Genomic DNA, 22,012 nt, shown 5'->3' on the forward strand with positions numbered 1-22,012 from the left:
GTTCTGGTCGACGCTAAAGACTGAATTCTATGACCGGCAGCGCTGGGCGACCCGTGATGCCGCGCGCAAGGCTGTTGCCTACTGGATTGAAGTCGTCTACAACCGTCGGCGCCGGCACTCTGCACTCGGAATGGTCAGCCCCGTCGACTTCGAGAACCACGCCGGCGCAATCAACAGCAGAAAAGAAATAGCTGCCTAACCCCTAGGTAGCTCCACTACGTGTCCACGATTTGCGGGCAACCCCAACACGCCCTCGGGGGAGGTCCGCTCGACCACGGAGTTCCCCGGAGCGTGAGCGCCGCCGCGCATGTGCAGACGCTTAGCGACGACTACTTCGCGTCCCGCAACAAGTACTTCCTCCTGCTCACGGCATTTACCGTGGTGGTGGCGATCGTGCCCACGCTGACGATCTACGCGGCGATGTCCGTGATCACGGGCTCGCGGGTGCGGGAGACGAAGCTGGTGAGGGCGATTGGTGGGGCGTCGATAGGCATTCTGGCGGCGGCGGTTGTCGAGGCGAACGTGCTCGGCCCCCTCGGCGTCGCCCTTGGACTGCCCCCGGGGTCGCGGTGGCCGGCTCCGCGCCCGCGGTGACCGAGAAAATGAGGATCCGCTTCCCCCTCGACAACGCCGGGCTTCCCGCCACGTGGCTCGCCGCCATCGGGGCCGGCGCGCTTGCCGTCGAAAACGCGGAGGCCTCGGGACGCCGGGCGCTGCAGGGCTGGGTTCGTGGCGGCGGCGATCGTGTTCGCCGGCGCCGCGTTCGCGCTGCGCGGCGGGGGGAGTGATCCGGGCGGTCGCCTCGGCGGGCCTGGCGACGCTCACCGCCGGCGCCGCGCTCTCCGTCATCATCCCGCTGCTGCTCCGGGTACGCGTGCCCCTGCCGAGGCTGGGCCTGGCGCTGAGTTACGCGTCGCGGCAGTGGAACAGGTCGGCGTCGGTGATCGGGATCGTGACGGTCGCCGTTGCCCTCGTCGCCGCAGTACTCACGAGTTTTGAGCAGCTGCGCTCCCACTTCATCGGCCCAGCCAGCAAGCAGGGGCTTGTCGACGCCACCGTGACCTCCCTCACCGGCGACATCGACCCCGCCCTCGCTGACGTCCTGGTCGCGTCCCCGGGGCGTCGCGACTAGCCTGGTGCCACTGCGCGTGCCGGAGAGCTTCGCTGTTGACCCCGGCTCGCCGGTGCTGCGGCGGGGCGTTCAGTCGGGTTTCGGCAGCCTGGCGGAGGGCTCCACGTTGGACACTGAGCTACCCACGGTGAAAACCTCGAACTTGTTCACCGTTCTCGGCCCCGCCCTCGTCGCCGACGCCGTCGACGCGGCGCCGCGTCCCTCCGTCATGCTGCGGATGGAGGGCGCACCAGTGCAGGACCCGGCCGTGCTCGACGGGGGCGCCGCAGCCGCTGGAGCCGACGTGCCGGTGACGACGACCGAGTCATTCAGCCGCCGCGCCGTCACCGGCGCCATGGTCGAGCGCCTGCTCTCGATCACCCGGGTGATGAGCCTCATCGCCCTCGTCATCGCGCTGGTGGGCATTTCCAACACCGTCTTCCTCTTCTGGCGAAGGCGTCGCCGGGACCGCGCGCTGCTGAACACGCTCGGGCTGACGCCCCTGGGGAGCGCGGGCGTGATGGCGGTTGAGCTGCTGTTGTTCGCACGTCCGGCGGCGGGGACCGGGTGGCTTGTGAGGGAGTGTGCCGGCGGGTTTATTGCCGGGGTTGCCGTGGAGTAAGGGGTTGGGGAAATCGCACGCCATGAAAAATCCCCAGCATTCCTCAACGCTACCTCTCGACCGCTTCGGGCCGTACAGATCTACTCATCATCATCTTGTAGTGTTCTTGATGCCCCGTCTTTTCGAATATTGCTTTAAAGGCGTCGAGCCAAACTTTGCAGGATTCGGAAGCGATGTTGAAGTCATCGGACATAATGACGTCATGCGAGCCACTATGCGACCACGCTGTCAAAGAATGATGGACTATCTTTTCGTCGTGCGTCCAGCCATTAGCTAGATCATACAAGTTATCCTCACCGCCGAGCGTCGTGAAATAACTCTCAAGAATTCGACGAAGTATGTTGGGGAGCCACCCGGGGGTAGTTTGTTCCTTGCCCTCTAGATTTGCAACTTCCGCCCACAATTCTTGGTACGAGGTGCGGACTGGATTCGTATCGGCAAAATATTCGATCTGGTTTGGCTGTGGTGCCAGCTTCTTAATCTTATGGTGGCTGACGGCTTGGGGGCCACAGCGGTCGAGACGATAAGCGACTTCGTTATGGAAGCGCGGATTGTGAGTTAACACTATCGCTTGATCCAATCGGGGATGAGTCCCTGATCGAATCTTCCCAAGCAGGGACCGGATTAGGCTTGAAACCACGAACATAATCGAATAATCCAAACTGGAGATTGGATCGTCGATAACGGCCACCAGTCTTTCTGTTTGATCGTCGGTCGCGACAGCGGAAAGGGACTGATAGAAGTATAAGAAGGTAATAAAAGTGCGCTCTCCTTCGCTGAGAGTTAGTGGATCCGCTCTGGATCCATCGACACGTACGACGGTATAGCCATCTTGTTTCGAATCCGATCTATCGAGCCGAAAGCTGTGAAATTGGCAGCGCTCGAGCATGCTGTTGATTTTGGCGATAGTTGATTCGCTCGAAACTGTTCGTGCTTCCAGCTTGCGCAACTCCGTTGCCCGTGTCCCAACCGTAGCTTTGTCCTGTCGGATGCTTTCGGTGAGTTTGCCAATTGCCTTTTCGAGCGGTGCCGATTTTGTGTGAAAGGCCTTCAGCGTCTCGAACGCAGTTCCGTTCGCGAAGCCGGCCCATACTTCGTCGAGCCAAGTATCTTGTTCCGTTCTGCGCCTCGAGAGGAGAGTGTTCTGTCGTTCCATTTGATCGATACGTTCTTCGACGGATTCCAAGAATAAAGTAATGACCGGGCGGGGGTCGACTGCCTCTAAAGGACGGCTGGGTTCGAGAATTTTCTGGTCAACGAGCGAGATTAGGTCAGCTAGCGCACCGGTCAAGGAAGCACATCGGGATTGGTATTCGCTACTTTCTCCCACGGAAGCGAAAGAGGCGCTGTGCGTATCGATATATTCCGAAATGCTCTGTGAGAGTGCAGTGATTTCTCGTTGGAGGTCTGTGAGTTTCCGTTTACTAGTGGTGTAGTGGGTGTCGAAAACCTGATCGAGGATCAGTTCGAAACCTTCCGGAAGTGCTTGCTGACAGAAAGGACACCGATCCTCTCCCGATAGATGCATTTGATTCACGTAGTTCGACCCTGTTGCCACCCAGTCTGATAGATCGAAATCCTTAATTATCTGCATAAACGGGACTTCTTTAGCTGGTATGAGAGGTTTCCGAAGTAGATCTAGGAGTTCGGTGAACATCTCGAGGTTGCTTGCGTCATCCGACCATGGCCCAGGCCTCGGAGGAATCGTGAAGGGTAAAGCGTTGGAATCGAACAGCAATTCCGCCTTTTCAGCCAAATCTGTCCATGACGGTTCGGTCTGTTCCGCGGTGTACGCGTCTAGTGAATTTGCCCAGAGGCGGTCTACCCGTTTACTTCCTCTCCAATTGTCACGGATCGATTTTGGCAGAGTATTTCGTAAATCTTTAAGTGATGCTTGAGTTGCCGCTTTGAGATCCTTGAGCTCCTTTTCTTTTGTGGCTAGGGTATTTGTGTGTTGGGTTTTGCGATCTTCGGCCTTTCTTAGGTCGCTACGGGCCTGGCTGATCTGCTGGTCCAATTCAATGCTGTTGCGTCCAAGTAGGAACACCCCGTTGAGCTCAGAAGTCGCAAATGTCTCCCTTTGGTAATCGGAATTAAAGATTCGAAGAGTCTTTGGTTCGCCGCTCCAGTGGGCCGAATCGGGAGAGCTGGAGAGGTTTGCTAAGAACCGGGAAATAGACGTTTTTCCGGATCCGTTTGGAGCAAAGATGAAGCTGTTCGGCCTGAGGTGATTAAGCGTCGCATCCGGAGCGAAGCAGTGAATTTTCCCTACATCTAAAGCGTTCAGCATGTCGCCTAATCCTTGGTTGGCGTGGGTGGACAATTTGTTAAAATTAGTTTAGCGATTCAATACAGCGAAAGGGTGGTGTTTTGACTGCGCTTCATTTCGGAATGCGACAATCGCTGTATCTCTAGCGAGATACGTGGCTCGATATCTCTCCTTTTGCCAGTCTGATCGGAGGTCGAACGTGGCGCCCTTGGGCCATTGACAAGCTACTGAAGTGTCCTGGGTTTAGTTCCTACCTCAGGTAAGGATGGATGAGGCGCTATGCCCAGAAAGTATTCCGTCGAGTTCAAGGAGAAGGCGGTCCATCAGATCATCGAAATGGTCCGCCTGGAGTCTTGCTCACTGCAACGCGCCTACACGCAGGTCGGTGAGCTGCGTGGAGTATCTCACCACACGTTGCGGGCGTGGTACCGCGACAGCGCCTCCACACGAGACAGCCGCGAAGCGCCGGATCACGAAACAATGGAAAAAGAGCTCAAGCGTTTGCGCCGAGAGAACCGGGAGCTGAAACGAGCAAACGGGATTCTCAAGACTGCTTCCGCTTTTTTCGCAGCGGAACTCGACCGACCCACGACCAAATGATCTCCTACATCGACGCATATAAAGATCAGTTTGGGGCCCGGGGCCATCTGCCGAGTCCTAAAACAAGCAGATCGTGGATTCATCACCTCACGCGGCTACCGTAAAGCCACCACACGTGCTCCCAGCGCAAGAGCCTTAAGCGATAGCCTGCTCATCCCAGAGATACAGCGTGTGCACGCGGAGAATTTCTCGGTCTTAGGCATCCGCAAAATGTGGCACGCGATGAACCGTGAAAGCCTTCATATCGGCCGCGACAAGACTGCACGACTAATGAAACTCGCAGGCGTTTCCGGCCGCAGACGTGGGCGAACCCCCGTGACAACGATTAGCCCGAAGACGCCGGATCATCGCCCAGACCTTGTACAGCGAGACTTTCGTGCACAAGCGCCAGGCAGGCTTTGGGTTGCCGACATTACTCACGTTCGCACCCTGTCAGGATTCGCCTATACCGCGTTTGTCGTGGATGTCTTCAGCCGAAAAATTGTTGGTGTTGCTACACGCTCGACGATGCGCACCGACGCGCTGCCGATGGAGGCTTTGGAGCATGCGTTAACGACTGCAGGGCGAATCCATGGAAACCAGCTGATTCAGCATAGCGATCGGGGCAGCCAGTATGTGTCACTGAAATATTCCACCGCACTAGCGGAATCCGGAATACGGCCGAGTGTCGGAACGGTCAAAGATTCTTATGACAACGCTCTCGCCGAAACAGTCAACGAACTCTACAAAGCTGAACTCATTCACGCCCAGGGCCCGTGGACGTCAGTCGGAGAAGTCGAATTGGCCACCTTGCGGTGGGTGCATTGGTGGAACACCAATCGGCTTCATGAAGCTTTGGACTACGCCACCCCACAGGAAGTAGAAACCGAGCACTATCTCACCGAGCCCATCAACACGGGGCCGTAAAAGAAGCGGAACTAAACCCAGGACGCTTCAATTCGGCTTAAACAATGCCTTAAGACGGGGGATTCAATTCTGGGATTTTATAACGGGCAGGCAGTTTAAGGGTCGCTTGGGGGTGTCTTAAACCGTGCATGTATTCGAAAAGCGCACCGTCTAGTGTAAATAGAGGCTATAGCTCAGTCGGTTTGGGTCGCGGACTTTTAATCCGCTGGTCCCGGGTTTGAGCCCCGGTGGCCCCCTCTTTGGGGAATCTCATCACAAAGTGCCAGCACACAGGGTGAACCTTTGTAATATGAAGCAGTCTTAATTCTTCTCTTTCGGAGGTTCTCCCGATGTCTCGCTCTCTTGGTTTGATGGTAACTACTCTGGGCGCTGCCGCACTACTTGTAGGCTGCGGCGGAGCCGACTCAGATTTTCAGCCTACGTCGGAGCCAACAACAACGGCGACGACATCGCAAACCACCACTTCCTCCTCTAGCTCGGCTACTTCCTCGACTTCTTCTGTCCAGCCTTCTGAAGAAATCCCATTGCCGACGGAACCGGAAGTAAGTCCGGCTCAGGTAACGGAAGAAACCGCCCACCAGCAAGCAGGATTCATGGCGCCGCCAGCAGACGTCGATGCCGATGTAGATCCTGATGTAGATGCCTACGTTGAACAGCCGGCACCGGAAGTGCCAGTTGTTGAGGAACAGCAGGCTCCGGCGCCGGCGCCAGCTGCTGCGTACTATGCAAATTGCGCTGCAGTACGTGCTGCTGGTGCAGCTCCGATCTATGCGGGAGACCCTGGCTACAGCTCCGATCTCGATCGTGATGGTGACGGCGTAGCTTGTGAAAACTAGCTAATCAGTAACTGTTAAGGAGAGGACATTTGCGCGGCGTCGCCAAGCATGTGCCCTTTCTTGTCGCGCCTGCCTAGTCGATAAACAGTGGCAGCGGGTACGCCATGCCTATGCTCCAGACAAGGTGGAGGAGATGAGGTTGCCGGCGCGGCGGGCTTCGAGTGCGGCGATGCCGCCGATGAGTACGGATGCCACGAGCAGTAGGGGGAATGCCCATGGTGGCGGTCACGGCGATGTAGAGGCCTACCGAACCAGCCGGCGCCTGGGAGGAAAAGAACAGTCCGATGGCACCCAAGATTGCAGGTAGAACTACCCGCCAGAGAATCGGCAGGCGTGGGCGGTGGCATCGACGTGCGGCATGAAGGCCTTTCACAGTGGGGAAATCAAAGAGAGGCTCGACGCGGGAGGTCATAATTTAGTGTAATCGCGTACTGTCGAAAGTATTGACAACATCGCACTCGCCGACGCGTGCCGGGGTCAGGAGAAAACATGAATAACGATACCGCTGTGCAGGCACGGCTGGAGCTTGTCACGGCGGAAGGTGAGATTTGAAGGGCATATCTGCGTAGGGGAGTTTGGGAGGAACTAGTGGATGATTTCGAGTTTCCGGAGATGCCTCACGTGTATCTGCCGGCAGTCAATGCGGACGAGGGGCTGACGCGTTGGGAGTTTCTGCCGGGGGCGTTGGATGAGTTCCAGAATCTTGAGGGTATCGATGAAGATGCTTTTCTCGAGATGCAACAACTTTTGCTGCGTTGGGGCGAACGTGGTGCCCGAGAGGATGACGTTGCATTGGTGGAGCCATCGGGCAGGAGGGTTCTCAATGAAATTCTGAACCCGCCATGGTTAGGCGAGTTGAAAGGGTGGGGAACTGGTGGAAATGGCGAGGACCGTCATTTTCGACTGTACTTCCTCGATATTTCTTCGAGGCCGGGTGAACCGGCCCACCAGATGCTTGTGAGCTTGTGTAAAGAAAAGCGGATCTTTGATAACACGCGTCAGGGGGTTCGTAAGACTAACGAGGCGCAGGATCGAGACATTTTGCTGGCTATGCGTCTAGGTAAGCAATGGTGTCAGAAAAATCGGGTCACTTTTCGGCCATGGCCGCCGAAATAGGGATGTGCATTAAAATGCACATAGCTTATGATGGGATGGAACATAGGAAAGCAGGGGTGAATTGATAATGGCGAAGTTAACGATCAAGCCGAAGGATGCGTTGCCCGGGGACCTCATCGGGTCGCAAATGGACCTCATTGAGCAACTCGTGGAGTTTCGAAAGCTGCGAGGCATGACGCAAAGCGAGGTGGCATCGCGCATGGGTGTCGACCGCTCTGTTGTCACCAAGTTTGAATCATTGGTGGGACTTGGGAAGAAGAACCACACAATGAAGATGATTCGAGCGTACGCAAACGCCGTTGAAGCGTATGTGGCGCACGTTGTAGTAGATGGTCGTATCCAGCACGGAAGTGCTCCCTATGCCGAGCTTAAAGAAGAAATTGCTCGGCGGATTACCGCTTTGGCAAACGCGAATGAGGCTCACGAACAATTCCCAGAGGCTGGCCGTGGTCAGCTGGGAACGGACTTTGTATTCGCTGCCCCGGTAGAGTCCGCTGAAACAGGAGTACTGCAGCAGATGGACTACACAATGGAGGGGACTCTTGTCTAAAGAACAACGGGCTGGCTATGCGACGTGGCAGTTGCTTCGTGCTGAGGGGCAGCGCATCGGGGAACAACAGTCGAAGGATGTAGTGCAAACGAAAGGCCAAGTATCTTTCCAGGTTTCGCAAGGTCAGACTCGTGAGACTCTGGTGCTTGAAGTTCGCATTGATGTTGACGTGCCGGAGCGCGCGAAGTTGGCGCTGGCCCTGCGTGGTAACTGGCCAAAGCCGGAACATAAAGAGTTAACGCCGGAAGAATTGGCTCAGCTTCTCTTGGGCTACAAGCTTGATGAGCTCGTTGCTGTGGTCAATTACGAATTGCAAAACCTAGCGCCTAAGTTTGGCGTGTCAGCACCCTCGATTCCGCAAGAGCAATTGGAAGCCCTACGCCAAGACGCTGCGGACAAGGAAACGGAGTAGTCCGTGCCGTTCCTTGGGATAAGGCGGATGGCCTTTCCAAGCGCGCAAGCATGCCGCGGCTCTCGGTGCGAACCTCGCATTGAACGCCGGCTGGAGCGGCCTCTTCTTCCGCTCGAAGCATAAGAGACTGGCCACCGCTTGGGCCGGAGCCCTAGGCGCAAGCTCCGCGGACCTCGTGCGCCGCGCCTGGAAGTCTGACCCTACAAGTTGATCTAGCCGGTAGTAGGCCACGGAGTATCCGGCCTTGCACGCGGCGATGCCGATGGCGCAGGCAATGTAGGTCTTGCCTGTTCCCGTCGGTGCGAGGATGTGAATGTTGGTCGGGTTTTCCCGCCAGTTAGTTGCTGCGATTCGTTTCAGCTGACGCATGTTGATACCGCGTTGTTCTGCCCGGGTAATTTCAGCCAGGCTTGCATCCGGGTATCGGAATTTAGCCTGGGTTATAGCCTTGGCAATGTTGCGTTGTTGGCGTTGTGTGTAGGCTTCTTCGACTGCGGCGAGGAAGATGTCTTCTGGTAGCGCATCCGCATAGGCCTCGTCGTTGACAACCTCGTAGAAGATGTCAGCGAAGGTTGATACGCGAAGCTTGCGCATTTTCGCCCGCACAATCTCGTCGTCGATACTGCTCATGGTTTCGCACTCCTTATTCCTTCTAGTTTTCGTAGTGATCAGCAGGCCGGATAAAGACGGCATCGGCCACCTCACCGGTAAGCGGGGTACTTGGGCGTGGGTGGTGCTTGGCCACAGGCTGTGTTTTTAGCCCTGGTGCCCCGGGATGTTGTTGGGCGTGGGCAATGTCAGTCTGGATGCGTTTGATCACTGCCATCGTTGGGGCCAGCTTCTTGTCTAAGACCTGCTGGCATGCAGGTTCCAGGGTGGCTTTGTTGTGCTTTTTGCCCAGGTTGGCCAGCACGTTGCGTGCCTGGATGAGTCCGCGGGGTACGGCGGCACTATTGCGGTCGAGGATCATCGCTATGACTGCGTGCGTTGCTGCCCCAAACGACGAGGCCCAAGCCAAAAGCTCATCACGGGTAAGCGCCTTGTGGCCTTCATCATCGCCACGCGGTGCATGCTGAGGGTTGGTGGAATACCGGTATTTAAATCCATAAAGGCGCGTGTGTTCAGCAACAAGCTGCTCCCCGCTGAAGATGCTGACCAGTTGCGGGGTGAGCCTGACTGTTACCGATTCTCCTACCAGCTGAAATGGCACAGAGTAGTACTGGTAGTCACAGGTGATGTGCCAATTACGGTCGACTTTAAGCCGCTTATAAGACACTTCCGTAAACGGCGTCGGCGGCAGATCCCGCATCATTGGTGCTTCTTCTTGCTCAAAGCGCATGCGCCGTGTTGTGCCATCAGGCCGCGTCATTGCGCTGTTGATATCGGCAAGACGGCAAGCGATCGCCTCATTGAGTTCATCGAGATTGTAGAAGACCTCGTTGCTGAAGTAACCCAGGATTTTGGTGTAGGCGATTTTCACGGCACGCTCTACCGCTGCCTTGTCGCGAGGCCTGCCGGGCCGAGTCGGCACGATCGTGACCCCGTAATAGTCTGCAAACGCTGCATAGCGGTCAGTGACCATCCGGTAGCCTGAATGCTTCCTCGGCCGATAAGTCGCCGTAGAAGCATTATCTGGCACGATGACTGCTGGTAATTTGCCAAGATAGTTCAATGCTTTGACGTGGCACTCAATCCACGACGGCATCTTCTCGTTCGCAGCAGCAGTGACGTACATCAGCCCTGAGTATGGGCTGACCGCGACAAACAATGACGCCTTGAACGCGGTATCACCACTGGCCTGATCTACTACAGGCACTTTGTCACCGGCCCAGTCAACGTAAAGCTCTTGGCCTGGCTCATGGGTGACAACTTCGACGAGATCATTGGCACGCAGAAATTCATTGAGCCCACTGCAAAACTGGGAGTACTGGTACTTAGTCTTGTCCGTCGGACACGGCTGCGACACATAGTCCATCCACAGCTTATGCCTGGTCACGTGCTTCGTACTTTTCAGCTTGCGTGCGAGGGCTTGAAAATCAGGCTGGTCGTAGGACATCGTCCGTTTACTCCGGCCGTCGCTGAATCGATCATCGAACCATCCCGGTGGGAGCTGACGGAAACGCTCTGGAGTTAGTGCCTCATCGTTGATGACTTTCTTTGCGCGGGATACTTCTCGTCGTGAACATCCCAATGCGTGTGTGATCTGCGCGTAGCTAGCACCATCAAGGCACATCGCGATGATCTGTTTGAAGTTGGCCACAAGGACCAGCTCCTTCCAAGTAGAAGTTGACGCGACACCACCGGATTGTGGTATCGCCAGCATCAACTATGAAAGAAAACCCCCTTGCAGTACCGAGTACGTGGAACACCGGTACCAACTACGCGGACTCGCGGTACCAACTACCCCAAATCGACATCCTGCCCGCCGGCGACGCGCCCTTGACGACGCGGTGCTGGGAGCGAGGATCAAGGCCGTGTTCACGGCCGAGAACGGCTGTTACGGGGCGAAACGCGTGACGGCGGCCATTAACTCCGATCCAGCCAACGACGACCTTTTCAATCACAAGCGCATTGCCAGGTTGATGCGCCAGATGGGCCTGTTCGGCTACACCAAAAACGCCGGGTGATAACCACCGTGTCTGCGAAACGGGCTCCGAAGTTGCCCGACCTGCTGAAACGCCGGTTCACCGCGGAGAAGCCGAACACCATCTACGTCGGCGATATCACGTACCTGCCGATCGCGGACGGGTCGAATATGTACCTGGCAACCGTCATCGACTGCTATTGGCGGCAGTTGACCGGTTTCGCGGTCGCTGACCACATGCGCACGGAGTTGGTCGAAGAAGCCCTCACGATGGCGGGCCTGAACCCCGGAAAGTAGACATGTCGGCGGCTAGCTATGTTTTGGGATAGCGTAGCTAATGTGAGTGCTTCGAAGTCATCCGGGGAGGCTAGAAGATTGCAGTAGGAGTGTCGTCTGCGCGAGTTGTAGCGCAAGCACTTTCGGGAGAATTCTTGGCGGCAGGTGATGGGGATTCTCAAAGACTTTCCGGTTACGCAGGAATTTACGCTTTAAGGCGACATCAAATGATCTTACCAGGGCTTTATCGGCACTCGTTCCCACCGCGCCCAGGGACTGGCGTGCACCAAGTACGGCGCATTGGTCTTAACCCTGGACAGGATCAACGACTGGAATCAGACACACTTTTGTTACTTAGCCCTGACCTGCAAAGGGTGAAAGGATTCTTTGCGTGCGGTAGCGTTCGTTTGGGAACACTCGTGACCTTCATCTATCCCTCATCCGGCCTACTTGTACGTAGTTTATCCCTCTAAAGGCTCCGATCAGCACGGCGAGATTGACCTCTTATGGCGCCATGCTCTCCACTACAGGCTGCGGCGTCACCATTCTCGGCACCACCTATCGTTCATTTCTCAACACTAATGCCTTATGGCTCGAGCGAGGTCAGGCTTGGTCAGGATTGACTTGTGATGTGATGTCAGCTTCGAGCTAGGTCGATCGATAAGTTACGAGCACGCCGGTCTTCTCGATGCGCTGAAGTCTGGCTGTTTTACCGTCCATTAATGGAGCAGTTATATCCCCCGGAATTTTAATATGGACTGACCGTTCTCGCTCCCCGACAGCCTCGCTCCCATGTCGTAGAGCATTCTTTGAGCATCTCGTCGAACCACAGGACGGAACGAATATTGACTTTGACGAGGGAACCTGTGATATTATCGACTTACTGGGCCTAGCCGTTGACCCTCCACCGATAAGGAGAGCGCCGATGACTGGGCCCCAACTAGTTCTTCAGAAGGTTAAAATGGGAAAGCACTCTTCAGGGAAATCGGCTAATGATTTCCCTCGGCGACCAATTGTCACGGCCATATTGGTAGACGGAGGGTTTTACAGACACCGTGCGCGAGTTCTCTTCGGCGAGAAAAATCCGCGAGATCGAGCAAACGAACTTTTAGGGTATTGCCATAGGCACATACGGGAGTCCGGAAGCAGTCTCTATAGAATCTTCTACTACGACTGCAAGCCTTCATCGAAGGTGCTGTTTCATCCGCTAACGCAGACACAGAAGAACCTCGGAAAAACTGAGGAATACCGCTGGATGATAGACTTTCTAGAAGAAATCGTAAAGAAGCGAAAAGTCGCTTTACGCCGAGGCGAAGAACTTGAAACCCAAAATGGGTACACCCTTAAATCTAGGCCGCTAAAGAGGCTCTGTCGCGGGGAAATTGAAGTTTCAGATCTGACTGAGCGAGACTTCTCACTGGATATCACTCAGAAGGGAGTAGATATGCGGATAGGCTTGGATATAGCTTCCCTGGCAGAACGCGGACTTGTGAATCAAATCATCATGATTTCAGGTGATAGCGATTTCGTCCCCGCAGCTAAGCATGCGCGTAGGTCAGGAATCGATTTCATATTAGACCCGCTCTGGGCCTCAGTCTCTGAGAGCTTAAATGAACATGTTGATGGTGTCCGTGAGTGCGTTCTCAAACCACCCAAGAATCAAGACGATCCTTTATATGGAACTACTCCGGAACAAACCGCTGAGGTTGACGAAGAACTATAGCTCAATAGCCTCGATTCACCACTGGGTCTAGTTCTTCGCGTCTTGCGCAGCGCGGCAGCAGTCATACTCGAACGTCGGCCCACCGCGCCGTTAAGATGTATCTGGAAGTTCTGCTTCTCGCAAGATGGCCCCACCGGAGTCCATGTCAAAAAGCGTATGAACCCCCTCGTTCTAACCTGCCCGCCGCAGTTGTAGACCGGACCTTAACGGCGATCTTTTCCGCGAACTCCCAAATCGCGCCTCGAATAAGAGGAGCGCAAACATCAAAATCGACTGCTGTCGGGAACTGACCCCCGGGGGAAGCTCGCGCAGTGGGTCTGGAGGCGTTAGACGCCCGCCGTATCGCGAGTCCGGTCGCGGTAATACTTGAGGTATACGGTGTAGGGGTCAAATCACACGAAGCGGGAGCCCATGACGTCGATGGCGATGAGCTCGCCGTCCTTGGTGAACACCGGTCCGCTGGAGTCGCCGTGGTTGGAGCTGCCCGTGATGCCGTGCATGGTGGTGACCTCGCCGGCATTGATGTTGTCGCGCTGGGCGATGACCTTCATACGTGCCATTTGTAGCCAGTCCACGTCTTCGTCCTTGAAGCCCTTGCCGAAGCCGTAGAAGTCGGCTTCCTCACCGTCGTGGTACTGATGGCCGTCCGCGACCTTGGCGTACTTGTCGAGCTCCTTCGGTATTTCGAGGTGCAGCAAGGCGAGATCGGACTTGGGGCCCTTCTCAAAACGGTCGACGTCGATGGACGGTTTGAAGTGCCCCGAGTTTTGTTCTTAGGCATTTGCCTTGATTTCTATTATTTCCGGTGGCGGGATCAGCTTCCAAAAGGTCAAGTCTGCGTCCGTGGTTCGGGTGGTTGCCCGCATCCATGTGTCGTTTTCATCCTAAGCCTCATCTCAGCAGACGCTGGTAGCGTTTCGCACATACCGTAACAAACAGCCACGGGAGGCCTATTCTATGGACGGCGATGTTACTGAGTTGCTTGTATACGCCGGGTTAGTGCTCGTCATGGTGCTTTACTGGACCTACTACATTAGGTGCGTGCGGAGGCAACCCAGATCGGAAAAGTGGTACGACGATGTCGACTCTGTAGGCGCAGCAAGTGATGGTGTCCTTTTCATTTATCCTTACTGCTCGCTCATTATGGGCGCTGGCGGCGCCATGGGGTTGGTTGCGAGTGCCAACCCTCCCGAGTTTGTCTACACGCTGCTGAAGGTTCCGCTCGTGGCAGCTTTCGTTATCGGAGTCATTGGATTTACGGGCGCGGTCGGGGTTCCGCTTCCGTGGCCTTTTGTTCCGCGTTGGGTCGTCGATATCCGCACAGCAAAGCGTGCCCGAAGGCGTGAGCGCAGACAAGCCAGAAAAAGAAAAAAGGAAGAATAGCTACTGCAGGAAGAGGCTATTTTGTCCGCCGTTCGCGGGGGCTGGCAGCGTCACGCTGCTGCGAGCGCTGCATGAATCACCGCATTCACATGCGCAAACGGAATCCGCTCCTGTTCAATGCGCAGCCGGCCCGCGGTGAAGAGCTGGCGGTAGGCGCGCTGCTCTTCGGTGGTGAGGTGGGTAAGTGTGGCGGAGCCGTCGCCGGGGTCGGGGACGGCCAGGTGCTGGAATTCGGTGACGGTGGCTGTGTCCATGAGCAGTGACGTCGTGTGGGGGAAGTGAGCGCGCACGGCGTTGAGGATGGCAAAGCCGGCGGCGTCGAGGTCGCCCCAGTAAGTGATGTCGGCTTTGTGCAGCCAGCGCAGTGCGTGGAGCTGGTGGGCGGCGGTGCCGGAGCCGAGGAGGGCGATGGTGGGAGGGGAGGCGTCGGCAAGCGTGGGCAGGGCCAGGAAGGTCTGTTTGTTCTCCACGATGAGTACCCGGGGAGGGGTGTCGGGGAAGAGTTTGGCAGCGTCGGCGAGGGGGATTTCGATATCGGAGAGCGCTGGTGTGTGGTTGAGGTAGCGTAGGCGCAGGCGGGTGTCGCTGCGGCGCAGGCCCAAGTCCGTGATACCGAAGGGAGCTAGGAGTGTCAGCAGTAGGCGGCGGTGGTTGCCAATCCACTTGCCGTCCACGCCTTCGACCGGCACGGCGCGCTCCCACTCACCGGAATGGGGGTTCGCGCGCAGCCAGGTCAGGCACGGTCCTAGGCAGCGCAGGTCATAGGAGCTTAAGTCCTTCCACTGGTTGTAGGAGCGGTGGACGGTGCGGGTGAAGTCCGGGGCGTCCGGGAAGATGGCGGCGATGTCCTGGGCGCGCTGCCGGGCAGTGGAGTATTCGCGTTCTAGGCCCGCGGCGGTGGCGATGCGTTCAGCGCCGGTGAGTGCAACGCGGGTGGGCACATCGTTATTGCCCAGGCCTGTGCGGGACCAATTGCGTGTTTCATAGATGACTTCGTCCTGGTGCGGCCAGCGCTGCCAGGCGCGGATGAAATCCTGGGTGGTGCTGATATCGCTTGCTGCGGCCGCAGCTGTTGGTGGGTGCAGGGGCCACGCGAGGTGCAGAGCATCGGGGTTGGCGAGCGCTTCGGCGAAGTGGTTGCGCAGGTATTTTTCCGCATGCGCCTGCAGGTCTTTAGGCATCCGCATCTGCGGGCTCCTCGGGGTGGGACGGTTCGGGGTCGGGGGTGGAGAGCGTGGAGGCGTCGATAAGCGAATAGCCCGTGCGCGCCTGCGGGCGGCCGTTGATGAGGGGCTCGTCGTAGTTGACCACGATGGTGCCATCCACATAGGGCGAAAGTGTTTGGATGAGCTTGAAGGGCGTGGCCAGAATCATGTGGAAACCAAAGGAAGCAAAGACGGACATGGCCGTGCGGGTGAATGTGGGATCGGCGCGGTCAAAGGCCTCATCCAAGATGATGGAGCCATAGGTGGGCACGTCCTGGTCCGGCTCCGCCAGGCGGAAACGCAGGGCCGCTGCCAGGCAGAAGAAGACGAGCTTTTGTGCTTGGCCGCCGGAGAGCGAGGCGGAATCCTGATAGGTATTGGCCGTCGTGCCATCGGGGTAGCGCTCGCGGCCGATGAAGCTGACGTGGCGGCGGGTATCCAGGACCACGTTGCGCCAGCGGATATCCTCCGGATGGCTAGAACCCAGGCGGCTTAAAATCTTGTCTAGGGCATGGTAGCGCTGCAGGGCAGCATCGTGCTCATCCTTGCTGATTTCGGCCAGGCTGTGGGAGGTGGCGGCATCCAGATCCCGCTGGAAGTCTTGGACCACCTGGCCGCGGGCATCCTTGACATCAATGCGCAGGGTGCGCTCACCGTTGAAGGGCGAGCGCTCCAGGGACTTGTTGATGAACTCCATGCGCGTTTCAATATCGCTGCGGGCATGGCGCAGGGAGGAAGCCAGGTGGGAGAGGTTCTGGACGGTCTGGCCGTTGAGCAGCTCCAGAAAGCGGGCACGGAAATCCGCCAGGCGGTCAGCTCGTAGGTACTTCAGCTTCTCAATGCCTTCGCCGGCGAAGCTGGCCTGCGGTTCCAGGTCGGCGGCTTCTGCCGGCCACTGGGACAGGTAGGCGTGGAGGACGGAGACGATCTTGCCGTTGGCGTCCTCGATGCGGCGCGTGGCTGCGCGGGCCGCGTCCTGCAGGTCGGCCTGGACTTCATCGCGCCGGGTATCGATGTTATCGATGGTGAGCGTGCGCTTTCCCTTGTGCAAGGCCTCCTCGACGGCTTTCGCGATGTCCTTATTCGCGATCTCCGGCAAGGTGCCGATGACGCGGCGACGCTCTGTGGAGCGCTTCAGCTCGCCTTCGACGTCGCCGAGGTGCTTCTGCGCCTGGTTGAGCCGGGCGCGGGCCGCATCCAGTTTTTCCTTGGCGTGCTGATGGGCGGCGGCCAAGGCCCGGGCCTCCGGGGAGGATGCCAGGGCATCGTATTGTTCTTGAAGGTCTTGCTTGCGCGCCTTCGCGGAAGCAGTGTCAATGTCCTGGAATTTCGTGTCCAGCACCTGCTGGGCCTTATCGCGCTGGGAGCGCAGGATGTCCATTTTCCGGTTAAGGTCGTGGACCTGCCTGGCTGCGGCGCTAGCGGTGGCTTTGGCCTGCGCCAACTGGGAGCGCAGTAGCTCAATCTTGGCGGTGTTGGTGGAACCCACCCGGTACCACGCTGTGCCGGAAAAGCGCCTGCGGTCATCCTTGATGAAACGCGTGGAGCCGTCCTTGTCCTTGGGGCGGCTTTCCAGGCCATCGCGGGTAACGGCGGGAGTTGTGGTGACCTTGTCTAGTTCCGCTACCGACTCCACACATTCATAGTTGAAGCGGTGGGAAATGTGTTGGCGTACCCACGCCGTCATGGGGTGATCCTGGAACTCCAGCTTGTGGATGAGCTGCCGCGGACTGCGCGCGGAGGCTGGCGCCGACGTGAACTCCGGGATGGTGCGGTATTCCAGACGGGTACCCACGTTGCGGGAGTTGACCCACTGGTTAATGGCTTTCCGGGCTTCCTCCGGCACGAGGAGGGTGGCGGCGAAACCGTGCAGGAGCTTTTGGATGACCGGCTCCCAGTCCGCCTGCTGCGGGCTGATGTCGATGAGCTCGCCGGCGAAGGGAAGCTCGGATTCGGCGTAGCCGGTATCGCGGGCAAGTTGGGAGCGCAGCTCCACCAGGGCCTTGTCGATGTTGGTGCGCCGCGAGCTAAAAGAGCGCAGCTCGCTATCGAGCCGGGCGCAGGCGGTGGCCGCATCGCGGGCGGCCACGCCGGCTTCCTGCTGCTGGTTCGTCAGATTGGCGGAGTCGGTTTCGAAGTCGGAGAGGCGCAGCTGGGCGTTGGCCTGCAGCTCTGCGAATCCTTGCGGGCTGAGCTCATAGTGTTCGGTCCACTCGCCCACGGCAGCCGCAAGGCGCTGGAATTCTTTGGAGCGGTGTTCAATCTCTATGTCGGCGGTCTCCATTTTGGCGCGCAGGGCATCGAGCTCGCCGGCGCTGAGCTGGGAAACGGCCATCGCGGCGCGGCGCTCTGCATCATCAAGGTGGGCGACGTCAGCCTCGAGGGATTCCACTTCGGATTGAGCTTCTACCTGCTGGGCGCTCAGCGCACGGATGTGAGAGTCCAGCTCTTCTGCCACCAGGCGGGAGCGCACGGCTGGCAGCGCCTCGTTCATGGCCTCGGCTTTGTGCTTATCTGCCTCCGCGGTTGCGCGCTGGGCATGCAGCTGGGGTAGGGGAGCGAGCGTATCAATCTGGGCCTTGACGTCTTCGACCCGCAGGTACGCCTGGCGCAGATCCTCAAATTGCTCCACGGCCTCCTCCGCTCTGGAGAAGGTCGAGGGCTTGTCCAGCATGTAGTCCCGGAAGAGCTGATCCAGGCTGGAGAGCGACTTCGCGGACTGCGTGCGGTGAAGAAGCAGCTGGCCCTCCACGTTCTTGATGCCAAGGCGTTTGCGGAAACGATCCGCAAACGTGGCATATGTCGGCGTAAAGGACACGCCGGGTCCCTTGTACAGGGCCTTGATCTTGCGGGTGTCCAGGCTGCGGGTGAGCAAAGGGCTGAGCTTATCGACGTCCTCATCACCCGGCACCAGCCCATACAACTTCTTGATCTGGCCGACTGAGTTCTCACCGCCGTTGAGGCGGAAGATAGCTATGAGCGTGTGCTGCTTGCCCGCGCCATTGTCATAGGTCAGGGCAACCACCGAGTTGGTAGCGCCCTCCCGCAGGTATTCGGGGGCGATCTCACCGGTCTGCGCGTTTTCTTGCTGCCGCCAGGCACCGCGTACATAGGAGACCAGGCTGCGCCCGTTGTGCCGGCCTAGGTCCTGCTGCGACGCCGCGTTGAACTTCAGGTGGCTCTGTGGAACCAAGACCGCCGACATCGCGTCCAGCAGCGTGGACTTGCCGGAGCCCGAACCGCCGGTGATGAGGAAACCTTTGCGCGCCACCGGGATGGAGAAGTAGCCGTGGAAGGTGCCCCAGTTGATCAGCTGAATGCGGCTGATGCGGAATTGGCCGGGGTACAGGCTGGTGTGGCTAGTCATCGGAAGCCTTCTCCTTTTCCTCGTCTACCTGCTCTTCATCGGCTTGTGCCAGGCGGGCGTATTCATCGCGGATGGCGGTGACGGTGGAGGCGTCGAAAAGCTGGCGGAGCACCGGTGAGACCTCGAAGCGCCCTTCGGTCTCGGTAGCACTCAGCAGGGAGTAGTCGTTGTGAATGCGGTTGATGGCGGCGTTGAAGCGGCGGTTGAAACCGGCTTCATCACGGTTGTCCACTGCGCGGACGTAACCGATTCCCTCCCGGAGATCCTCGACGTCCACGATGACCCGCTCGCCGGGCAGCGCAAGCCCCAGCTCTTGGCGCAGGTTCAGCAGGATCGCGGTGTCGATGTGCTTGAGCTTGTCCGTGCGCAGCACCTGCGGGATGCTCAAGGTTTCTTCCTCCACCATCCGGGTAAACGCGAAGCCCTCGGTCTCGTCCACGACGAGTTCCAGAAACACCTCATGCAGCCGGGCGCGGAGGTTCTCCTCATCCGAGATGATGGCGGCCCACAGCACCGGTTCCTTCTGCGCGCGAATGAGCGGGCCCTGCAGGAGCTGCACTAACGCGCGCCGCGAGTGGTAGGTCAGCGAGCCTTTATCGTGCTCCCACAGCGGTGGCTCGTGTGCGGAATCGACGCGGGGAGTGTGTGCGGCGGTCACTGTAGCTCCTTAACGGTGGTGTGATCGAAATACTTGGCAGGGATATGGGCGCAGCGCACGGTGCCGTCCTCCTCGGTCCATGTGACTTTCTCACGCGATGGACGTAGCACGGGCACCGGGTGCTGGTCGGCGATGTGCACCAAGCCCACCACGCTGGCAAGGCCCTGGGTTGGTGGATGGGCTTGCAGCACCTGGCCGATCGTGCAGGGGCCGGACTGGGCGACGGCCCCGCGTATCGCCTCGTGCAATTCCTCGAAGTCAATCTCCGATTCGCGCACCAGCTCATATAAGGCTTGCGGGTCTTCTGCCTCCGGCTGGTATGCCTCTGGGGTTTCTTCCACGATTTCCCGTCCCGGGTTGGCTAGGCGGATACGGGAGACGGAGTGAATCGACATACCGATGCGCTGTAGCGGTGTCTCCATCCGGTGAAAGGCTTTGAGCTCGGAGTGTTGCGCGGCATCGATAGCCATGCCGCGGGCCTCCCGCAGTAGCTCAATCATGCGCCGGTCTTCCGCGAACTGCTCGGAGGAGACATAGTTGCGCAGGCTGCGTGCCAGCCCCGTCATGGTCTGGTTGACCTCGAAGCTCGTTTCCTCCATATCGCGAAAAAGCCTGCGCAGCTGCTGCCGCCTGTCCGCGGCCAGCGCCTGCCCGGCCTCGCTATCGAGGACCTCCGTGATCCACTGGTCCAACCAGGCGCTGCGCTCCCTATCCATCAGGAGGGAATAGAAGCCGCGGAAACTGCGCCCTGCGTCCGACTCCGCGATGTGGTCGACGCCGTTGAAGATCTCCTCCAGCACCTCGCCGCGATAGCCCTCTGGATCCAAAAGCTGGCGGCGCAGCTGGTGGTTGAGGGCTTCAAGCTCGTGGCGCACCCGGGCGAAATCGCTCGGCACGGCCATGGCCATGTTCAACACGTCTTGGACGCGTTCTTCTGCCTCCGCGGCGGTGAGCCTTTCGAACTGCCCGCGGCGGGCTTTCTCAATTTCACGGTCGATGCGGTCGCGTTCTTCCTCCAAGCTGGCTACGCGGCTAGCAATGTCCTCGTTCGTATCCCGCGCTAGCCTTTGCAGCGCGGAGCTAATCGATTCCACGCGTGACGCCGTCACCGTGGTCACCGGTGCCTCCCAGCGCTCAATGGCTTCGAGCGCGGACAGGGCCTCCTCGCTGGGTTCGAGCGTTTCACCGTGGGAGCTCTTTCCGGATTTTCTGATGAGCCACCCGGCCTTGACCCAGTCATTGCAGTAATTCTGCGGCGTGCGAGGCATGGAAAACTCACTGGCCAACACCTCGAAATCGGTGACCATGAGCTCATACACCTCCGCCGCTGGGCGTGCCCTGGTGCCGCGCGGGAAGTACTCCGCGATCAACGCCAGAATCACGGGAGCGTTATCCGCGGCCAGGAGCCGGATCGCGGCGGAATCGCGCATCAAACGCCGCAGCGATAGGGCGCGTGCTTCAACAGACATGTCTTGATTCTGACAGGTGTGCCGGACATGCGCAGCGAAGACTGGCTCAAATATTCGAAGCCCGCTGTCTGGCATTCGACCTGCAGAGTGCAGGTCGAAATAATCACGCCCATGGCGGCGGGCCATGAGTGAAGCTTTAAGCTGCGTTCACCTGGTCGTCTTCTATCTCTACGCGGCCCATGAAATACCGGGAATGCGACTTTTTCAAGGATTCCAGGGAAGGTGCTGAAATATGGGCGATCTCAATATCAGGATCGTCGATCGCTGCTTCGCGGCGGAGGCGTTCCTTAAGCGCTTGCGTCGAGTCCGAGAATTGTTTGATGAAAGACTCGCCTGAGCGACGCTTGTAAGTGATTATGAAATCAGTCATTAATCTGTTCGCTTTCGATTGGCAGGCCAGGAAGGGCGTCTTGTAGTTTTCTCAGCGCTTTGAGGGTCTCATTGTTGTTCTCGGCAGTGTCTGCCAATTCTAACTCATAGCTCGCCATGTGCATATAGAACTTGGCTCGTTCTCTGTGTACTCGTGGGTCTACTGGGATGGCTCGTGATGTCGCGGCGATGGTCTGCAAACCACTTTGTGCTGATTCGTATCCCTCCTCCAGATCTGTCTCTATGCCGTAGAACTTGTCGGAGACTTCGAGCAAGTTTGCCCAAATAGATTGCAAGTTCCGGATTCGCTGGGCGGTAGTCATCTTCGTAGCGAATTCGTCGGCCGGTAAGGTCTGCCAGTTTTTCAAATGTATTCGCCCATTCGGCTTGGGGCTGGGTACGCAATTGAATCTCCACGCGACCGGTAGGTTTGCTGGTAATCCATACATGCACCGCACGGTATCCTCGCTGGGGATTAGAGAGATAGTTCTTGATGGTTACTTCGGCATTGACTTGCTTGACTAGAACTGTGATGTCTATGGAGTTTTTGGACACG

21 protein-coding genes, 1 tRNA gene and 3 pseudogenes are annotated in these 22,012 nt (G+C 58.0%); 14 read left to right on the forward strand and 11 right to left on the reverse strand.

All coding sequences use genetic code 11. The features are described from left to right. From HMPREF3056_RS13115 to HMPREF3056_RS09835, 4 genes are all read left to right on the forward strand, one after another. The coding region (locus HMPREF3056_RS13115; RefSeq protein ID WP_083317809.1) for an integrase core domain-containing protein at positions 1-199 on the forward strand (199 nt) is incomplete at its 5' end. Between the two features lie 92 nt (positions 200-291). Further along, on the forward strand, positions 292-594 hold the full coding sequence (locus HMPREF3056_RS09820) for an ABC transporter permease family protein (protein WP_070537911.1): 303 nt from the start codon (positions 292-294) through the stop codon (positions 592-594). Between the two features lie 358 nt (positions 595-952). Next, positions 953-1,132: a hypothetical protein gene (locus tag HMPREF3056_RS13365; RefSeq protein ID WP_141741506.1), complete on the forward strand. Its 180-nt coding sequence runs from the start codon at positions 953-955 to the stop codon at positions 1,130-1,132. Positions 1,133-1,148: 16 nt separating this feature from the next. Continuing rightward, positions 1,149-1,733, forward strand: a complete 585-nt coding sequence (locus HMPREF3056_RS09835; protein ID WP_070537917.1) for a hypothetical protein — start codon at positions 1,149-1,151, stop codon at positions 1,731-1,733. A 49-nt stretch (positions 1,734-1,782) separates the two neighbouring features. Here HMPREF3056_RS09835 and HMPREF3056_RS09840 read toward each other — a convergent pair whose 3' ends face one another. Beyond that, complete coding sequence (locus HMPREF3056_RS09840; protein WP_070754673.1) at positions 1,783-4,023, reverse strand: AAA family ATPase; 2,241 nt, start codon at positions 4,021-4,023, stop codon at positions 1,783-1,785. A gap of 258 nt (positions 4,024-4,281) precedes the next feature. On the opposite strand from HMPREF3056_RS09840, the pseudogene HMPREF3056_RS09850 reads away from it, so the two are divergent. The 3 genes and pseudogenes from HMPREF3056_RS09850 (at position 4,282) to HMPREF3056_RS13370 (ending at position 6,344) form a co-directional block, all read left to right on the forward strand. Next, positions 4,282-5,508: pseudogene (locus HMPREF3056_RS09850) on the forward strand (IS3 family transposase). 162 nt (positions 5,509-5,670) lie between these two features. Beyond that, positions 5,671-5,744: transfer RNA gene (locus HMPREF3056_RS09855), tRNA-Lys, on the forward strand. A gap of 93 nt (positions 5,745-5,837) precedes the next feature. Then, positions 5,838-6,344, forward strand: coding sequence for an excalibur calcium-binding domain-containing protein (locus HMPREF3056_RS13370; protein ID WP_141741508.1), 507 nt, complete (start codon positions 5,838-5,840; stop codon positions 6,342-6,344). Positions 6,345-6,417: 73 nt separating this feature from the next. Here the strand turns inward: HMPREF3056_RS13370 and HMPREF3056_RS13375 are convergent, their stop codons facing one another. Continuing rightward, complete coding sequence (locus tag HMPREF3056_RS13375) at positions 6,418-6,756, reverse strand: hypothetical protein (RefSeq protein ID WP_141741509.1); 339 nt, start codon at positions 6,754-6,756, stop codon at positions 6,418-6,420. 176 nt (positions 6,757-6,932) lie between these two features. On the opposite strand from HMPREF3056_RS13375, the gene HMPREF3056_RS09865 reads away from it, so the two are divergent. The 4 genes from HMPREF3056_RS09865 (at position 6,933) to HMPREF3056_RS13120 (ending at position 8,633) form a co-directional block, all read left to right on the forward strand. Then, positions 6,933-7,460 (forward strand): hypothetical protein, encoded by a 528-nt coding sequence (locus HMPREF3056_RS09865; RefSeq protein WP_070537923.1) that lies wholly within the window; start codon positions 6,933-6,935, stop codon positions 7,458-7,460. Between the two features lie 67 nt (positions 7,461-7,527). Next, positions 7,528-8,010 carry a helix-turn-helix domain-containing protein gene (locus tag HMPREF3056_RS09870; RefSeq protein WP_070537925.1) on the forward strand — a complete coding sequence of 161 codons (483 nt, stop codon included), beginning with the start codon at positions 7,528-7,530 and terminating at the stop codon, positions 8,008-8,010. Further along, positions 8,003-8,422 carry a hypothetical protein gene (locus HMPREF3056_RS09875; protein ID WP_070754675.1) on the forward strand — a complete coding sequence of 140 codons (420 nt, stop codon included), beginning with the start codon at positions 8,003-8,005 and terminating at the stop codon, positions 8,420-8,422. Before HMPREF3056_RS09870 ends, HMPREF3056_RS09875 begins: the two co-directional genes overlap by 8 nt. 79 nt (positions 8,423-8,501) lie before the next feature. After that, positions 8,502-8,633: a TspO/MBR family protein gene (locus HMPREF3056_RS13120; RefSeq protein WP_083317813.1), complete on the forward strand. Its 132-nt coding sequence runs from the start codon at positions 8,502-8,504 to the stop codon at positions 8,631-8,633. On the opposite strand, the pseudogene HMPREF3056_RS09880 reads toward HMPREF3056_RS13120, so the two are convergent. Beyond that, positions 8,624-9,052: pseudogene (locus tag HMPREF3056_RS09880) on the reverse strand (ATP-binding protein); the annotation flags it as partial. The gene HMPREF3056_RS13120 and the pseudogene HMPREF3056_RS09880 overlap by 10 nt on opposite strands. Positions 9,053-9,074: 22 nt before the next feature. Then, on the reverse strand, positions 9,075-10,682 hold the full coding sequence (gene istA / locus HMPREF3056_RS09885) for an IS21 family transposase (protein WP_070754676.1): 1,608 nt from the start codon (positions 10,680-10,682) through the stop codon (positions 9,075-9,077). A gap of 157 nt (positions 10,683-10,839) precedes the next feature. On the opposite strand from istA, the pseudogene HMPREF3056_RS13780 reads away from it, so the two are divergent. Together HMPREF3056_RS13780 and HMPREF3056_RS09895 are read left to right on the forward strand one after the other, a co-directional pair. Then, a pseudogene (locus tag HMPREF3056_RS13780) lies at positions 10,840-11,282 on the forward strand (IS3 family transposase); the annotation flags it as partial. Between the two features lie 961 nt (positions 11,283-12,243). Next, positions 12,244-13,005, forward strand: coding sequence for an NYN domain-containing protein (locus HMPREF3056_RS09895; RefSeq protein WP_070670319.1), 762 nt, complete (start codon positions 12,244-12,246; stop codon positions 13,003-13,005). Between the two features lie 392 nt (positions 13,006-13,397). On the opposite strand, the gene HMPREF3056_RS09900 is transcribed toward HMPREF3056_RS09895, so the two are convergent. Next, positions 13,398-13,748, reverse strand: a complete 351-nt coding sequence (locus HMPREF3056_RS09900) for a trypsin-like serine protease (protein WP_083280872.1) — start codon at positions 13,746-13,748, stop codon at positions 13,398-13,400. Positions 13,749-13,962: 214 nt separating this feature from the next. Between HMPREF3056_RS09900 and HMPREF3056_RS09905 the strand changes: the two genes are divergently transcribed. Beyond that, positions 13,963-14,388: a hypothetical protein gene (locus HMPREF3056_RS09905; RefSeq protein ID WP_070538386.1), complete on the forward strand. Its 426-nt coding sequence runs from the start codon at positions 13,963-13,965 to the stop codon at positions 14,386-14,388. 50 nt (positions 14,389-14,438) lie between these two features. Here HMPREF3056_RS09905 and HMPREF3056_RS09910 read toward each other — a convergent pair whose 3' ends face one another. The 6 genes from HMPREF3056_RS09910 to HMPREF3056_RS13785 form a co-directional block, all read right to left on the reverse strand. After that, positions 14,439-15,575, reverse strand: a complete 1,137-nt coding sequence (locus HMPREF3056_RS09910; RefSeq protein ID WP_070754677.1) for a DUF3322 domain-containing protein — start codon at positions 15,573-15,575, stop codon at positions 14,439-14,441. After that, positions 15,562-18,960: an ATP-binding protein gene (locus HMPREF3056_RS09915; RefSeq protein WP_070754678.1), complete on the reverse strand. Its 3,399-nt coding sequence runs from the start codon at positions 18,958-18,960 to the stop codon at positions 15,562-15,564. Before HMPREF3056_RS09915 ends, HMPREF3056_RS09910 begins: the two co-directional genes overlap by 14 nt. Continuing rightward, positions 18,953-19,618, reverse strand: a complete 666-nt coding sequence (locus HMPREF3056_RS09920; protein WP_046647072.1) for a DUF4194 domain-containing protein — start codon at positions 19,616-19,618, stop codon at positions 18,953-18,955. The genes HMPREF3056_RS09915 and HMPREF3056_RS09920 overlap by 8 nt, the downstream gene beginning before the upstream one ends. Further along, a complete protein-coding gene (locus tag HMPREF3056_RS09925; protein ID WP_070545537.1) occupies positions 19,615-21,087 on the reverse strand; it encodes a DUF3375 domain-containing protein in 1,473 nt (490 codons plus the stop codon). Before HMPREF3056_RS09925 ends, HMPREF3056_RS09920 begins: the two co-directional genes overlap by 4 nt. 136 nt (positions 21,088-21,223) lie before the next feature. Further along, positions 21,224-21,457, reverse strand: coding sequence for a hypothetical protein (locus HMPREF3056_RS09930; RefSeq protein ID WP_070545535.1), 234 nt, complete (start codon positions 21,455-21,457; stop codon positions 21,224-21,226). After that, complete coding sequence (locus HMPREF3056_RS13785) at positions 21,450-21,779, reverse strand: hypothetical protein (RefSeq protein ID WP_232760893.1); 330 nt, start codon at positions 21,777-21,779, stop codon at positions 21,450-21,452. The genes HMPREF3056_RS09930 and HMPREF3056_RS13785 overlap by 8 nt, the downstream gene beginning before the upstream one ends. Positions 21,780-22,012: the final 233 nt, after the last annotated feature.

Origin of the sequence: Corynebacterium sp. HMSC056F09, from assembly GCF_001815785.1 — a bacterium.
GTDB lineage: Bacteria > Actinomycetota > Actinomycetes > Mycobacteriales > Mycobacteriaceae > Corynebacterium > Corynebacterium hiratae.